General features: G+C 64.8%; 13 protein-coding genes. 8 read left to right on the top strand and 5 right to left on the bottom strand.

Annotated features, from left to right (window positions below):
* Positions 1-2: 2 nt before the first annotated feature.
* Genes JQ617_RS07390 through JQ617_RS07380 form a run of 3 tightly spaced genes read right to left on the bottom strand, consistent with a single transcriptional unit; the run spans position 3 to position 3,197 of the window.
* Complete coding sequence (locus JQ617_RS07390) at positions 3-587, bottom strand: invasion associated locus B family protein (protein WP_212025552.1); 585 nt, start codon at positions 585-587, stop codon at positions 3-5.
* A gap of 23 nt (positions 588-610) precedes the next feature.
* Positions 611-1,498, bottom strand: a complete 888-nt coding sequence (locus JQ617_RS07385; RefSeq protein WP_212025550.1) for an alpha/beta hydrolase family protein — start codon at positions 1,496-1,498, stop codon at positions 611-613.
* Between the two features lie 10 nt (positions 1,499-1,508).
* Positions 1,509-3,197: an aspartate:alanine exchanger family transporter gene (locus JQ617_RS07380; protein ID WP_212025549.1), complete on the bottom strand. Its 1,689-nt coding sequence runs from the start codon at positions 3,195-3,197 to the stop codon at positions 1,509-1,511.
* Between the two features lie 137 nt (positions 3,198-3,334).
* Here JQ617_RS07380 and JQ617_RS07375 point away from each other — a divergent pair, with 137 nt between their 5' ends.
* The 4 genes from JQ617_RS07375 (at position 3,335) to JQ617_RS07360 (ending at position 9,140) form a co-directional block, all read left to right on the top strand.
* On the top strand, positions 3,335-4,015 hold the full coding sequence (locus JQ617_RS07375) for a YoaK family protein (protein ID WP_212025547.1): 681 nt from the start codon (positions 3,335-3,337) through the stop codon (positions 4,013-4,015).
* Positions 4,016-4,218: 203 nt separating this feature from the next.
* Complete coding sequence (locus JQ617_RS07370) at positions 4,219-6,972, top strand: decarboxylase (protein ID WP_212025544.1); 2,754 nt, start codon at positions 4,219-4,221, stop codon at positions 6,970-6,972.
* Between the two features lie 18 nt (positions 6,973-6,990).
* The gene (locus JQ617_RS07365; protein ID WP_212025542.1) at positions 6,991-8,691 is read left to right on the top strand and encodes an aspartate:alanine exchanger family transporter; all 1,701 of its coding nucleotides are present in this window, start codon (positions 6,991-6,993) and stop codon (positions 8,689-8,691) included.
* A 14-nt stretch (positions 8,692-8,705) separates the two neighbouring features.
* The gene (locus JQ617_RS07360; RefSeq protein ID WP_212025540.1) at positions 8,706-9,140 is read left to right on the top strand and encodes a hypothetical protein; all 435 of its coding nucleotides are present in this window, start codon (positions 8,706-8,708) and stop codon (positions 9,138-9,140) included.
* A gap of 69 nt (positions 9,141-9,209) precedes the next feature.
* Here JQ617_RS07360 and ppk2 read toward each other — a convergent pair whose 3' ends face one another.
* Together ppk2 and JQ617_RS07350 are read right to left on the bottom strand one after the other, a co-directional pair.
* The gene (gene ppk2 / locus JQ617_RS07355; RefSeq protein ID WP_212025538.1) at positions 9,210-10,010 is read right to left on the bottom strand and encodes a polyphosphate kinase 2; all 801 of its coding nucleotides are present in this window, start codon (positions 10,008-10,010) and stop codon (positions 9,210-9,212) included.
* A gap of 22 nt (positions 10,011-10,032) precedes the next feature.
* Positions 10,033-10,485, bottom strand: coding sequence for a hypothetical protein (locus JQ617_RS07350; protein WP_212025536.1), 453 nt, complete (start codon positions 10,483-10,485; stop codon positions 10,033-10,035).
* Positions 10,486-10,649: 164 nt separating this feature from the next.
* Here JQ617_RS07350 and JQ617_RS07345 point away from each other — a divergent pair, with 164 nt between their 5' ends.
* The 4 genes from JQ617_RS07345 (at position 10,650) to JQ617_RS07330 (ending at position 14,832) form a co-directional block, all read left to right on the top strand.
* Positions 10,650-11,066 carry a hypothetical protein gene (locus JQ617_RS07345; RefSeq protein WP_249156863.1) on the top strand — a complete coding sequence of 139 codons (417 nt, stop codon included), beginning with the start codon at positions 10,650-10,652 and terminating at the stop codon, positions 11,064-11,066.
* Positions 11,059-12,291, top strand: a complete 1,233-nt coding sequence (locus tag JQ617_RS07340; protein ID WP_212025534.1) for an HlyD family secretion protein — start codon at positions 11,059-11,061, stop codon at positions 12,289-12,291. The genes JQ617_RS07345 and JQ617_RS07340 overlap by 8 nt, the downstream gene beginning before the upstream one ends.
* A gap of 19 nt (positions 12,292-12,310) precedes the next feature.
* Positions 12,311-12,724, top strand: coding sequence for a hypothetical protein (locus JQ617_RS07335; RefSeq protein WP_212025532.1), 414 nt, complete (start codon positions 12,311-12,313; stop codon positions 12,722-12,724).
* A 224-nt stretch (positions 12,725-12,948) separates the two neighbouring features.
* A complete protein-coding gene (locus JQ617_RS07330) occupies positions 12,949-14,832 on the top strand; it encodes a sensor histidine kinase (protein WP_212025530.1) in 1,884 nt (627 codons plus the stop codon).
* The last annotated feature ends 65 nt before the right edge of the window (positions 14,833-14,897 follow it).

Genomic DNA, 14,897 nt, shown 5'->3' with positions numbered 1-14,897 from the left:
GATCATTCCTCGACATACTGCTCCAGCGTCTTCGCCGGTGCCCCCTTATGAGCCGAGACGAACTGCGCCAGCGGCACGCTGGTCGTTAGGACCAGCAGGTTTGAATCCACCACCTCGAGCGCCAGCGTCTTTCCGGATTCCATCTCCTTGACGATTCCCGGCGGGACGACGTCTGCCGCGATGCAGGCGTTGGTCAGGCACCAGCTGTAGGGAAGATTAAAGCTGCTCCCCTGGTCGATCGACAGCTTGGCCGGCCGCTGCAGATACATGCCGACGGGCACGAAGAGTTGCAGCCGGGTGGTCGGAGTGTCCTCGCGTTCGATCAGATCGACGCGCACGGCCATCTGGCCTGTTGGGAATTTTCCGGTGATCGACGTCCGGCACAGCGACGGCGCGCCGCCGGCCTTGAAGCAGAGCTTTTGCCAATCGCCGTAGGTGACGTCCTTGGCTTCGCGCTGGCCGCGCGTCGCCACCTCGGCAGGTTTATCGGTCCGTGCGGCTTTCGGCGCGGCGATGGCGGCAAATGTCGTGGCTCCGAAGATGACGGCGATCAGCAGGCCACAGAGTCGGTTGCGAAGAGCGGACATGAGCGGGCCTCCCAAGGCAGGCGCTATTTCTGTGCGTCGAGAAATTTCGTCACCAGCGGCGACCAGAGCGGGATGGCGTCAGGCGAGCCGATGAAGAAATGTCCCTCGTTGCCGAACGGCGGCATCAGATGATACTCGGCCCGGCCGCCGCCCGCGGTAAACGCCGCATGCATCCGCTTCGACAGCTCGGGTCCGAAGAACGTGTCGTTCTCGATGTAGATCCACAGCATCGGCACCCGCGAGGTGCGGCCGAAATCCGCAGTGGCCTCCACGAGTTTGTCGGGCGCGCAATTGTTGTTGGGCTTGCCGCCGACCCGCCCGCCGCGACCGGCGGCGAAGGTGATGATGGCTTTCACCTCTGGCGGGTTGACGCTCGACAGGGCGATCGAGGCCCAGCCGCCGGCGGATTGCCCCACCACGATCACATCCTTGGGGATGACACGTTTTTCCGCAGCCAGATAGTCGATGATCCAGCGATCGACCTGGGCAACGGCGCGGCCTGCGTCGTGGAAATTGGGATTGGTGCACTTGCCGACCTTGGAGAAGAACGGCCCGTACAGGGCGCGTTCGGGGATATCGACCGCAGCCGCGCCATAACCGGTGCCGACCGGGGCGACCACGAAATAGCCGCGCTTTGCGAACCATTTGGCGGCGTCGCGGAACTCGACCAGCGGAAAGAAACTGCGATCGGTCACGTTGAGCGAGACGCCGTGGTTCATGATCACGAGCGGGAAGGGGCCGTCATCGACCGGGCGTACCACATAGGCGAACATTGGCAGCGGCAATGTAAGGGCCCAGAGCTCTTCCTGGATACGGATCTCGTCCTCGGCGCGGACCGGCGCCGAGAGCCCGGCGAAAAGAAGCAGGATGATCGCGAAGAGGCGGCCGATTGCGGGTACGTCAAAACGCATGCTGGTCTCCTCAACCGCTGTACGTGGCAGCCACCACGATCGGACCAAGCACGGTGAGAACGACATTGCCGACGGCGTAGGGGACGGCGACACCGAGCACCGGGGTCTGGCTCTCGGCCACGTCGCAGGCGCCGGTAACGGCGGCATCAACGGTCATGGCGCCGGCGAGGGCGCCACAGGTCACGACCGGGTTCATGCGCAGCAGGTAATAGGCAACGAGCGTTCCGACCGTGAGCGGTACCAAGGTGACGACAATCCCCATGCCGACCAGCAACAGACCGTGGGCCTGGATTGCCGACCAGGCGGCGAGGCCGTTGCCGAGCCCGATCGCCGCGATGAAGCCACCGAGACCGAGGTCGCTCAGCGTCTGTTGCGCAGCCGGCGGCATCGCACCCATGGTAGGCCTGCGCGAGCGCAGCCAGCCGCAGACGAGGCCTGCGATCAGCGCGCCGCCGCCGCCGCCGAGCGTCAGCGCGACCGCGCCTACCTTGAAGCTGGCAAGGCCGGCCAGCAGGCCGACCGCGATACCGGCGGCGATGAAGGCGATGTCGGTGCGGTCGCCTGCGCTCAGGGCGTGACCGACTTGAGCCGTGGCCCGCGCGATATTGCCGGTGCTGCCGACCAGCGTCATCACGTCGCCGACATAGACGAGCGTATCGGGACCGAGCGGCACCTCGCGGCCCATCCTCGTGAGAGTGCGCAGGAAGACACCGCGCGCATTGTCGCCCACGACCTCGGCGACCTCGCGGATCGAGCGGCCATGCAGCTTTGAATTCTCCACGAGCACGTCGATGACATTGCCGGGCAGGCTGCGCAGCAGCTCGTCGGCGTCGATTTCCTGGCCAATGACGGGCTTCGCCGAGACAATGGCCGCGGTCGGGCCGGTCAGGACGATGTCGTCGCCGTCTTCGAGCAAGATGTCGCGGTTCGGCGCGACGTCGGCGCCGCGGCGAACAATTCGCTCCACCACGGTGCGGTGGCCGATCTCCGCCTCGATGGCCTCGACCGTACGGCCTGCGGCGTGCGAGACGCGGTAGGCCCGGGCCTGGAATTTGCGATAGGATAGATTGTCCGTTTTCGCGGGCGCGCCGCCGGCAAGCTCGGCCTCGAGCTTGATCGCCTCCGCCTTCAGGTCCACCCGCATCAGCCGCGGCGCGACGAAGGGGACGAACAGCAGGGTGAGGATGTAGCCCAGCACGTAGGTCACGGCATAGCCGGCGGCGATGTTGGCTTCCTGCTGCTTCAGCACGTCGGCGGAAAGACCGAGCTGCGCCAGCGCGCCCGACGCGGTGCCGATCACCGAAGACTGCGTCAACGCGCCGGCCGTAAGACCGGCGGCCGTTCCGGTATCGAGCTTGAACACGTGGGCGAACATGAGCACAAGAACGAGACCCGTGGCTCCGATGACCAGCGCCAACACCACCTGCGCAAGGGTCCGCACGCTCAAGGAGGCGAAGAACTCCGGGCCGGAGCGGTAGCCGATGGTGAAGACGAAGAGGCTGAACAGGATCGCCCTCAGAATCGGCGGGAAGCTGAAGCTGCCGAGCTGTCCGATCAGAACGGCGACGATCAGGATGCAGGCGGTGGTGCCGATCGAGAAACCGCGGATCTTGATGCGGCCGAGGATGGTGCCGATCGCAATGGTCAGCAGCAGAAAGATTTCCGGCGCAGTGCTGATGATCCACCTGACGGTGCTCATGATTGCGTCTCCCCGGCTATCCGTGGTGGGATTTGATCGGGCACGCGGGAACTTTGCTTGATCCAGATCAAGCCCAGCCGGTGGCATGCCGCCGCCAATGATGCGATGAAGCGTCCGCGACAGCAGCCTTTGCCGACATGAGCACTCTGGACGTCTCAGCCGGCGCGATCCGCCGCGATGAAACCGTCGAAATCGTGCTGCTGCTCGCTTTCGCCGGCGGCTATATCGACGCCTATACCTGGATCATCCATGGCGTGATGGCGAATGCGCAGACCGCCAACGTGATCTTCCTGTGGGTCCATGCGATGGGAGGCGAGTGGGCGAAGGCATTTCACTTCGTACCGCCGATCCTGGCCTTCACCGCCGGCATCGTGATCGCGGCATGGCTGCGCCGGGTCGCAGGTGAACGGGCGAGCGCGCTCAGCATCCTCGTCGAGATCGTGGTCTTGATCACGGTCGGCATCCTGCATAACCGCCTTCCGGATCTGGCCGGCACACTTGGCATTTCCATGGTCGCGGCGTTGCAGGCGGCCATGTTCGTCAAGGTCGAGGGCGCCGTGTGCAGCACGGTGATGATCACCGGCAACATGCGCCAGTCCGTCGAGAACATTTTTGCGGCCGTCTACGGAGGGGCGCCGCTCGGAACCCTGCGCAAGGCCGTCATCTTCTTCGCGCTGTGTGCTGTGTTCGGCTGCGGCGCGGCTGCCGGCGCCTTCGCCACCAGGGCCATTCCGGATCTCGCGCTCGGCATTCCCGTGGTCGCGCTGCTGATTGTCCTCTTGCGCTGCGAAACGACACCACCTGAGGCGATCAGATGAACACGCCGCTCGACGCGAGCTCGACGGCGTCGTCATCGTGGCGCACGGCCTGAGAAGCGTGCTGCGTTGCAAGCAGGACCTGCGGCGGGATCGACCGTCCGCCATAAAGCGCGACCCTTGACTTGGATCAATGGAGCCTCGGCCCCCGCACTCACGATCCGCCATCACCTTCGCCCAAGGCCGGCACCGATCGGGAGAGAGACATGTCCAACGACGCCAAGCCCGCACAGAAGCGTATCGATCAGTTCTTCTCCGGCCCCGGTGCACGCGCGGACGATTGGCGCGACCTGGTGGAGGCTGCAAAGATCTGGGCACGGGTCGGCAATCGCGCGGCCTTTGACGCAGCGCTGGCCGATCTGACGATCACCGAGGAATTTCACGGCTATCCCGGCATGCAGTTGATGGCGGCGCTGCGAGAAGCCGCCGCTGCGGGCGACGGGGCAACCTCGTTTGCGCTGGCGACCAGGATCGCCCAGGCGCTGGCGACGCGGTCGTTCCGCCAGCATGCCGGCGACTGGAGCGCAAAGGACGACGGCAACGGCGATGTGCCCGAGCTGGTGCCGCCGAGCTTCGGCGCGCATACGACGCGCCGGCCCTATTTCGAGACCCTGATCGTCACCGGAGTGTCACCTGGCCAATGGCCGTCACTCGCGGCGGAATGGCGCAAGCTGCGGCGTCCGGTCGATGCCTTCATCTATGAGCCCGTCATCGTCGGCAGCCTGGAGGACGCCTTCTGCGCCACGATGCTCAATCCGAACATCGGGGCTGTGATCGTCAACGAGGGCTTTGGACTGCGTTCGCGGCACAATGCGCCGGTGCTCCGCTCGATCATGTCCGCGGCCGGTCTCAGCGACGAAACCGACGCCTCGGCACTGCGGCTCGCGCAAATCATCAAGCGGGTCAGGCCCGAGCTCGATCTCTACATGATCTCGAACCGCGACGTGGAGGAGCTGGCCGGCAATCCCGAGGCCAGCGCCGTCCGCCGCATCTTCTACTCGGTGGAAGAGCTTCTGGAGCTGCACCTGTCGATCCTCGAAGGCATCCAGGACCGCTACGACACGCCGTTCTTCGACAATCTCAAGAAATACGCCCAGCGCCCGATCGGCACCTTCCACGCGCTGCCGATCGCCCGCGGCAAGTCGATCTTCAAGTCCGACTGGATCCGCGACATGGGCGAGTTCTACGGGCCGAACCTGTTCCTGGCCGAGAGCAGCGCCACCACGGGCGGCCTCGACAGCATGCTGGAGCCGACCGGCAACATCAAGAAGGCGCAGGAGAAGGCGGCGAGGGCGCTCGGCGCCGATCGGGTCTTCTTCGTCACCAACGGCACCTCGACGTCGAACAAGATGGCGGTGCAGGCGCTGCTGGCGCCGGGCGACATCGCGATCGTCGACCGCAACTGCCACAAGTCGCATCACTATGGCATGGTGCTGGCAGGTGCCCAGCCGCTCTACGTCGAAGCCTTCCCGATGACGGAATATTCGATGTACGGCGCGGTGCCGCTGAAGACGATCAAGCAGGCCCTGCTGAACGCCAAGGCCGACGGCCGGCTCGACCGCGTCAAGATGGTCGACCTCACCAACTGCACCTTCGACGGCCACATCTACAACACCCGGCGGGTGATGGAGGAATGCCTCGCGATCAAGCCCGACCTGATCTTCCTGTGGGACGAGGCCTGGTTCGGCTTCGCGCGCTTCTCGCCGTTTCTGCGCCGCCGCACCGGCCTCGGCGCCGCCAACGAGATCGAGGCCTGGATGCACGATCCGAAGTCGGTCGCGGCCTATGAGAAGCAGCAGGCCGAGCTCGGCAAGACCCCGTCGGACGAGCTGCTGCTCAAGACCCGGCTGATTCCCGACCCCAGGCAGATCCGCTTGCGCGTCTACCAGACCAACTCGACCCACAAGTCGATGTCGGCGATCCGCCAGGGCTCGATGCTCTCGGTCAAGGACGTCGAATTCCACACCGTCGAGCAGCAATTCAAGGAGGCGGTGTTCACCCACGCCTCGACCAGCCCGAACCAGCAGCTGATCGCCAGCCTCGACGTCTCGCGGCGGCAGATGGAGCTGGAGGGCTATGGCCTCGTCGCCAATGCGATCGAGATCGCATTCGCCATCCGCCAGGCGATCAACAACAATCCGCTGATCTCGAAATACTTCCGCATCCTCGGCGCCGACGCCATGGTACCGGCGCAATATCGCCAGAGCGGCTTCACCGACTTCCTCGCCGACGGCGTCAACTGGGTGAACACGCTCAAGAGCCTGGACGAGGACGAATTCTGCCTCGACCCGACCCGCATGACGCTGGTGTGCGGCATGGCCGGCTTCGACGGCACCCAGTTCAAGGGCATCCTGGCCAACGAGTACAACATCCAGGTCAACAAGACCTCGCGCAACTCGGTCCTGGTCCAGTCCAACATCAACAACACCCGCAGCGACGTCGCCCATCTCGTCCGGGTGCTCGCCGAGATCGCGGGCGAGATCGACCGCGGCCTTGCCCAGGGCGGCGCCAATGCCCGGAAGACCTTCGAGGCGCGGGTGACGAGCCTGATGAAGGACGTGCCGGATCTGCCGAACTTCTCTCATTTCCATCCGAGCTTCCGCGGCGATGCCGGCACCAAGACCAACGAAGGCGACATCCGCACCGGATTCTATGCCGCCTATGACGTCGCCGGATGCGAGCACATCCGCCTGGGCGATCCCGAGATCGACCGGCGGCTGAAGGCCGGGCCCGAGCTCGTCTCGGCCAATTTCGTGATCCCGTATCCGCCGGGCTTCCCGATCATGGTGCCCGGGCAGGTCATCACCCAGGAAACCATCGACTTCATGCGCAAGCTCGATGTGAAGGAGATCCATGGCTACGACGCCAAGGAAGGATTGAAGCTCGTGCGCACGGAAGCCTTGGCGAAACTCGGCCGGCCGAAGCCAGGTGCCCAGCAGAAGCTGAAGGCCGCGTCGTAAGGCTTGGAGGGGACCAACATGCAGGCGTTCTTCACATTCCTGGCGCAGAATCCGTTTCTGCTGCTGTTCTTCGTCGTCGGGCTCGCCGTCTATATCGGGCGGGCCAGCATCAAGGGTTATGGCCTCGGCATGGTCGCCGGCGCCATCGTGGTCGGCGCCGGTCTGTCGGTGTGGGCCTCCACCTACGGCGTGAAACTCGAGCTGAATAATTTCGCCAAGAGCCTCTTCTACTATCTCTTCATGTATGGCGTGGGCCTGCGGGTCGGACCGTCCTTCATCAACAGCCTCAAAGGCGACGGCCTCAAATTCTGTCTCCTGGCCGTGGTGTCGAGCGTCATCGGTCTCGCGCTCGTCGTGATCGGCGCCAAGATGTTCTCGCTGCCGCCCGGTGCGGCCGGCGGCGTGCTGGCGGGATCGCAGACCATGTCGGCGGCGATCGGCTCGGCCGAGCAGGCCGTCACCTCCGGCGTCGTCAAGCTGCCTCCGGGCATGAAGCCCGAGGACGCCTCCGGAATGATCGCGCTGTCCTACGGCATCACCTACATCTGGGGCACCGTCGGCATCATCCTGATCTGCAAATATCTGCCGCGCTGGTGGGGCGTCGACGCCAAATCTGCGGCGAGGCAGTATGAGAAGGACTACGGGGTCAAGGATCTCGAAGGCGGCGGACTGACCGGCTATCGCCAGTTTGGTCTGCGCGCCTACCGGCTGGACAATCCGGCGACGATCGGCATGAGCATCGCGAAATTCCGCACGGTCAATCCGGAATACCGGATCGTCAATGTGGGCCGGAACGGTGAGCCGCAAGGGGCCGATCCCGACTTCGTGCTGCAGAAGGGCGACGTCGTCGCGCTCGGCGGCGCGACCGAGCATCTCACCGAGAAGATGGGCCTGATCGGCCCGGAGGTTGCGGACGCCAAGACGCTCGGCATTCCCATGGACCAGGCGGACATCCTCGTCACCAACAAGGAGATGGTCGGTCGCACCTTCGAGTCCTTCCGCGACACCGCGATCGCGGGCCAGTTGCAGGTCACCAAGGTCGAGCGTGGCGGCGTCCAGATCCCGGCCGGTCTCAAGACCAAGCTGGAGCGGATGGACATCGTCTCGGTGGTCGGCCTCAAGTCCGCCGTCAACGAACTCGGCGAGATGTGGGGGCGCATCGCGCGCAGCAACACCTCGACCGACCTCCTGACGCTCGCCGTCGGCATGATCATCGGCTTCCTGATCGGCATGATCGAGTTTCCGGCGTTCGGGGCCAAGATCGGCCTTGGCAATGCCGGTGGCCTGTTGCTGTCGGGCGTGATCGTGTCGTCGATCGTGTCGCGGCTGCGCTTCTTCGGCAATACGCCGAATGCGGCGCGCAACGTGCTGGAGGATCTCGGTCTCGTCGTGTTCGTCGCCATTGTCGGCGTCAATGCCGGCGCGGGACTGCTCGCCCAGCTCACCGGTGCCGTTGCGTTGAAGATCTTCCTGGTCGGCTTCATCGCCTGCACCATCCCGCCCTTCATCGTCTGGGCGATCGGCTTCCACGTCTTCAAGATCAACCCGGCGGTGCTGATGGGCGGCGTCGCCGGCGCCCGCTCGCATTCCGGCCCGTGCCGCGAAGCGGCGGTCGAGATCCAGAGCTCGGTGCCCTGGATCGGATTCCCGGTCGGCTATGCCGTCTCGGGCATCCTGCTCACCGTGTTCGGCTACTTCGCCATGATCCTGGCTCAATAGGGGGAAGAAACGTCATGAGAAAGTTCACCATCGGCGCCGTCCTGGTCGCCTCACTCGCAGCCGTTGCCGGTTTCAGCACGCCATCGCGCGCCGAGACCGGTGACGTCGCGGTGGTCTTCACCAAGGGCGGATTCATCGTCGGCGTCGGCGGCGGCGAGGGCGTGCTGCTTCTGAGGGGAAAGAGATATCCCTTCACCGTATCGGGCATGAGCGTCGGCTTCACGATCGGCGCATCGACCAGCAAGTTCGTGGGCAAGGCCCTCAATCTGAGGGGGCCCGCGTCCATCGAAGGGTCCTACGCGGTGGGCGGAGCCGGCGGTGCGGTCGCGGCCGGCGCCGGGGCGGTCCAGTTGCAGAACGGCAATGGCGTGATCCTTCAGCTCACCGGCCCGAGGGTCGGCGCGGAAGTGTCGGCGGCGGTCGGCGGCGTGACGATCCGCCTGAAATAGGCCTGACACGGCCGCAACATAAACGGGCTGCGGTGACGCAGCCCGTTTTGCCGTTCGACAGCTTGCGTCTCAGTATCGTTCCTCGACGAACTTCAGTCCGCGCAGGCTGGCCTGGTCGTTGTAGCGGCCCTTGTGCGAGCGCGGCGGCAGCTTGACCTTGTCCCGCTTGACCTTCTTGTAGGGGATCGTCCGCAGGATGTGCGAGATCACGTTGAGCCGCGCCCGCCGCTTGTCGTCGGAACGGATCAGCCGCCACGGCGCATGCTTGGTGTCGGTCGCCTCGAACATCATGTCCCGCGCGCGCGAGTAATCGTACCAGCGCCCGAACGACTCGGTGTCCATCGGACTGAGCTTCCACTGCCGCAGCGGATCCTCGATGCGCGCCTTGAAGCGGAGCTCCTGCTCCTCCATCCCGACCTCGAGCCAGAGCTTGATCAGGATGATGCCGGCGTCGACGGCGAATTTCTCCACCAGCGGACAGAGTTCAAGGAAGCGCTTGTGATCGGCCGGCGAGCAGAAGCCCATGACATATTCGACGCCGGCGCGGTTGTACCAGCTGCGGTCGAAGATCACGATTTCGCCGCCGGCCGGAAATTGCTCGATATAGCGCTGCAGGAACAGCTGGGATTTCTGCCGGTCGGACGGCGCGGGCAGGGCGCAGACGCGGAAGACGCGCGGGCTGACCTTCTCGGTCAACGCCTTGATGGTGCCGCCCTTGCCGGCGGCATCGCGGCCCTCGAAGATGACGATGACCTTCAGCTTCTGGGCCTTGACCCATTCCTGGAGATGACACAGCTCGACCTGAAGCTTCTCGAGCTCCTTCTCATAGGCCTTCCGCTTCATCTTCTCCGCGGGCTCGTCCTTGGCCATGCCGGTCCTCTCTCTCGAAAAATCACTCGTCCCAGGAAATGGTCACGCCGATATCGCCGGGCACGCCGCCCGGAAAATCGATGACCTGGTAGCCGATGCGGTAGCCGCGCGGCTTCAGATAGTCGGTCCAGAGCTGGAAGATTTCCTTGGGGATCCCGGTCAGCGTGGTTTCCCAGCCCTTTTCCATCTGGTTGATGGCGCGCCCCTTGTCGGTGCAGAGCGAGTTGGGGAAACGATAGACCAGCACTTCGGTGAGGCCGTTGCGCACCGCGCGCTGGATGATGGAGGAGGCGAGCTTGATCTTCTCCTCCTCGCTCTTGCCGGATGGCTTGCTAAGCCGCTCGATCAGCGCGATCTTCTCGGCCTCGGCGGCGGCGGCCAGGCGGACATATTCCTCGGCCTTCTCGGCCTCCTTGAGGGCGGATTCCTTCCGGATTTGGGCGGCATTGGGGATGAGATCGTCGAGGCCGGGCATGACTGCGGCTCCTGATGGTTGTCCAATCAGCAGCCCGAACGCTAGGACCGGCGGCGGGCATTCCCTTGATTCAGGTCAAGCAATCCGGGAAGCTGGCTGAACAGAGTGCCGCGAGAGCACGTCCGCTGACCCGGGAGAAACGTTTGAGCGACCAGCTACATCCGATGGCCCCACACCATCTGCCGTTCTTCCTCGCGCCGGGGAGCGGGACCGACACGCTGATGGTGGTGATGGGCATATTCCTGATCGGCACCATCCTTTGGGTCGGCACGCTGTATTGGAAGCTGCACAGCCTGCCCGAGCGAATGGCGCACAAGTCGCAAAAGCTGCAGTTCGAACTCGTTGCGGTGCTCGGACTGATCTCGCTGTTCACGCACATGCACATCTTCTGGGTCGCCGGACTCCTGCTCGCGCTGATCGACATCCCCGATTTCGGGACGCCGCTGCGCAGCATCGCCGACTCCGTCGAGAAGATTGCCGATGCAACGCCAGGCCAGGACGGTACGCCGATAGAGGACACGCCAGCTCCTGTCCCCGCGGCGACCACGGAGACGACCAGGAAGGAGCCCAGCCATGCTTGAGCTGATGATCTGCTCCCTGGTGACGATCGTGCCCGACTACCTCTATCGCCGCTACGGCCAGGGCAAGCGGTTCGGCAAGGAGATCACCTTTTTCTCGGTCTGGTACGAGCTGCGTTGGGGCATCACCGGCTGCCTGATGCTGACGGTGTCGCTGATCACGCTGATCTTCTACTTCCACCCCTCGACGTCATCGGCCACGCTGTATTTCCGCACCGTGCCGATCCTCCCCGAGGGCTCGGGCCGCGTCGCCGAGGTCAAGATCGGCTTCAGCGCGCCGGTCAAGAAGGGCGACGTGCTGTTTACGCTCGACAGCTCGAAGCAGCAGGCCGCGCTCGAGACGGCCCAGCGGAAGGTGGCCGAGGTCGATGCCATGATGCAGACGGCCCAGGCCGACGTGGTCAAGGCGGAGGCGCAGGTCGGCGAGGCCAAGGCCAACTACCAGCAGGCCAAGGACGAGCTCGAGGTCAAGAGCGAGCTCCAGCGCCGCAATCCCGGCATCGTCCCGCAGCGTGACATCGACAAGCTGCAGGTGCTGGTCGATCAGCGCCAGTCCGGCATCGATGCCGCAAACGCCGCAAGACAGGCGGCGGCGTTGCAGGTCTCGACATCGCTGCCTGCACAGAAGGCCAGCGCGGAGGCTGCACGCGATCAGGCCCAGGTCGATCTCGACAAGACCATCGTGCGCGCCGGCGTCAACGGGCGCGTCGAGCAGTTCCTGGTTCGTCCCGGCGACGTCGTCAATCAACTGATGCGCCCTGCCGGCGTTCTCATCCCGGAGGAAGCGGGCCGCAAGGTGCTGCAAGCCGGATTCGGCCAGATCGAGGCGCAAGTGATGCAGACTGGCATGGTCGCCGAGGCGACCTGCATGTCGAAGCCATGGGTGATCATCCCGATGGTGATCACGACGGTGCAGGATTACATCGCCGCCGGACAGTTCCGTTCCGGTGAGCAGTTGCTCGAGGCGCAGAATGCGGTGAAGCCCGGAACCATTCTGGTGTTCCTCGAGCCGCTCTACAAAGGCGGCCTCGACGGGGTGACGCCGGGCTCGAGCTGCATCGTCAACGCCTATACCAGCAATCACGAGGAGGTCTCGGCCAAGGACACGCCGGCGGGCAGGAGGTTCGTACTTCATGCCATCGACGCCGTCGGCCTCGTGCACGCGCTGCTGTTGCGCATCCAGGCGCTGCTGCTGCCGATCCAGACGCTGGTGCTGAGCGGACATTGAGGGGAGCGAGGGACAGAACATGCGTCCAGGGAAATTTGCCGCGACCTGCGCGGTCCTGCTGACTTCGCTGGTGCTTGCCGGTGGCCGTGCCCATGCCCTCGAACTCAACGGCGCCTGGGCCAGCGATCCCGACAATTGCAGCAAGGTGTTCGCGCGCAAGGGCTCCCAGCTCGGCTTCACCGACATGTCCGACGTCTATGGCGGGGGCTTCATCGTGGACGGCGACCGGATCATCGGCAAATTCGCCAGTTGCCGGATCAAGGCGCGGAAAGACAACGGCCCGAACGTCAACCTGATTGCGGCCTGCGCCACCGACATGATGCTGTCCAGCGTCCAGTTCAGCCTGAAGGAGCTGGACGCGAACAGCATCGCACGGCTGTTCCCGGGCATGGAGGACATGGAGATCCGCTATCACCGCTGCCCGGCGTCCTAGCAACAAGTTGCGTGGAAGACCACGGGCCGGGCGGTGGCTGCCGGCGCTGCCGTGGGAGCCGCCAGGGCCCATGACGCGCCGTCCTGCGTGCAGGCAAGTCCCCCATGGCCGCCCACCCCTCGCTATTGAAGCGTGCCTCGCGGGCTGTCCGTACGCGCCGATTGTCGCTAGGATGCCATGCAAGCAGCCATTGGAAGCTGCAGGGATTGGAGTTGAGTGGGCGAATGTCCTCTGACACGGTCAGGCCGTGGCCAGCCACGGCCGCACTGCTGTGCTTGACCCTGTTCGCCGCCATGTGCCTAACGCTCGGGCCGGCCGGAGCCGTCGAGCGGAGCCGGCGCGGAGAGCTCAAGCGCGTCCTCGTGCTGCATTCCTTCGGCCGCGAGTTTCGGCCGTGGAGCGAGTACGCGCGTGCCATCAAGTCCGGGCTCGAGCAGCAATCGCCGTGGCCGCTGGACATCCAGGAGCACGCGCTGCTCACGGCACGATTCAACAATCCCGGCCCCGAGGCGCCCTTCGTCGAATATCTGCAATCGCTCTACCAGGGGGCGTTGCCCGACATCGTGTTGAGCATCGGCGCGCCCGCTGCGCGGTTTGCGCAGAGATACCGCGCCAAACTATTCCCCGACACGCCGCTCGTTCTTGCCGCGGTCGAGAGCCGGCTGGTCAATCGTGCCGACCTCACCGACAACGACGCCGTCGTCGCGATCCGCAACGACTTCATGGCCGCGTTCGGCAACATCCTTCAGCTGCTGCCTGACACCAGGAAGGTCGCGATCGTGATCGGCGCCTCGCCGCTCGAGAGGTACTGGCTCGATGAGGTGAAGCGAGAGCTCAAACCCCTGGACGAGCGACTGGAGCTCGTCTGGTTTTCGGACCTGTCGTTCGAGGAGATATTGAAGCGCGCCGCGAAGCTTCCGCCGCACACGGTGCTGTTCTGGGGCCTGATGTCGGTCGACGCGGCCGGGATCGTCCACGAGAGCGACATTGCCCTCCGCAGCCTGCATGCGGTCGCGAACGCGCCGATCTTTTCCTACCAGGACCCGTTCTTCGGGGGCAACACCGTCGGTGGGCCGATGCATTCGGTTGCGGAAACCAGCGCGAGGACCGTCAGCGTCGCGATCCGCGTTCTCGGAGGCGAGAAACCTTCGAGCATCAATTACGAGCCGCTCGGTTTCTCGGCGCCGAGATATGACTGGCGGGAATTACAGCGCTGGGGCATCAGCGAGAGCAGGTTGCCTGCCGGCAGCGAGATCCTGTTTCGCGAGCCGAACATCTGGGAGCGCTTTCGCTGGCAGATGCTGATGATCGCGGCCGTGTTCCTGGTGCAGGCCGGACTCATCAGCGGACTGCTGCACGAGCGCCGCCACCGCCGGCTCGCCGAGGTGGAATCCCGCCAGCGGCTGGCGGAGCTCGCTCATGTGAACCGGTACTCGGCCGTCGGCGAGCTGACCACGTCGATCGCGCATGAACTGAACCAGCCGCTCGGCTCGATCCTGACCAACACCGAGACGGCCGAGCTCATGCTGAGAGGGGCCTCGCCCGACATGGACGAGATCCGGCACATCCTCGCCGACATCAGACGCGACGATCAGCGGGCGAGCGAGGTGATCCGCAGGCTGCGCAGCGTGCTGAAGAAGACGCCGTTCGAGGTCAGGGACATCGAGCTCAACGACACCGTGCGGGAGGCGATCGGCCTGGTGCGGGCGCTTGCCGATGGTCGCCGCATCACGCTGGCCTATACGCCCGCGCTCGTGAATCTCCATGTCCGGGGCGACCCCGTGCAGCTTCAGCAGGTCGTGCTGAACCTGATCATCAATGCGATGGATGCCGTCTCGGACGGCGACATGAAGAAGCGTGAGGTCAGCGTGTCGACCGTTCGTGCCGGCCACCAGGCCGAGATCCGGATCGCCGATACCGGCCCGGGCATCGCCTCCGCCGATCTCGGCAGCGTCTTCAATCCGTTCTTCACGACCAAGCCGGAGGGCATGGGGATGGGGCTTGCGATCGCACGAACCATCGTCGAGGCCCATCACGGCACGATCGCCGCCGAGAACCAGCCATGGGGCGGTGCCCTGTTCACGATCAGGCTGCCCCTCATTGGCTGACACCGGTACATTGATCTTGATCAAACCTCCGCCCGCCGGAGCCGTTTTCTTCGCACTTGCGTCAT

The sequence above is a fragment of the Bradyrhizobium sp. KB893862 SZCCT0404 genome, assembly GCF_018130885.1.
Classification (GTDB): Bacteria; Pseudomonadota; Alphaproteobacteria; order Rhizobiales; family Xanthobacteraceae; genus Bradyrhizobium; species Bradyrhizobium stylosanthis.
This window is presented reverse-complemented; position numbering and strand designations above follow the sequence as displayed.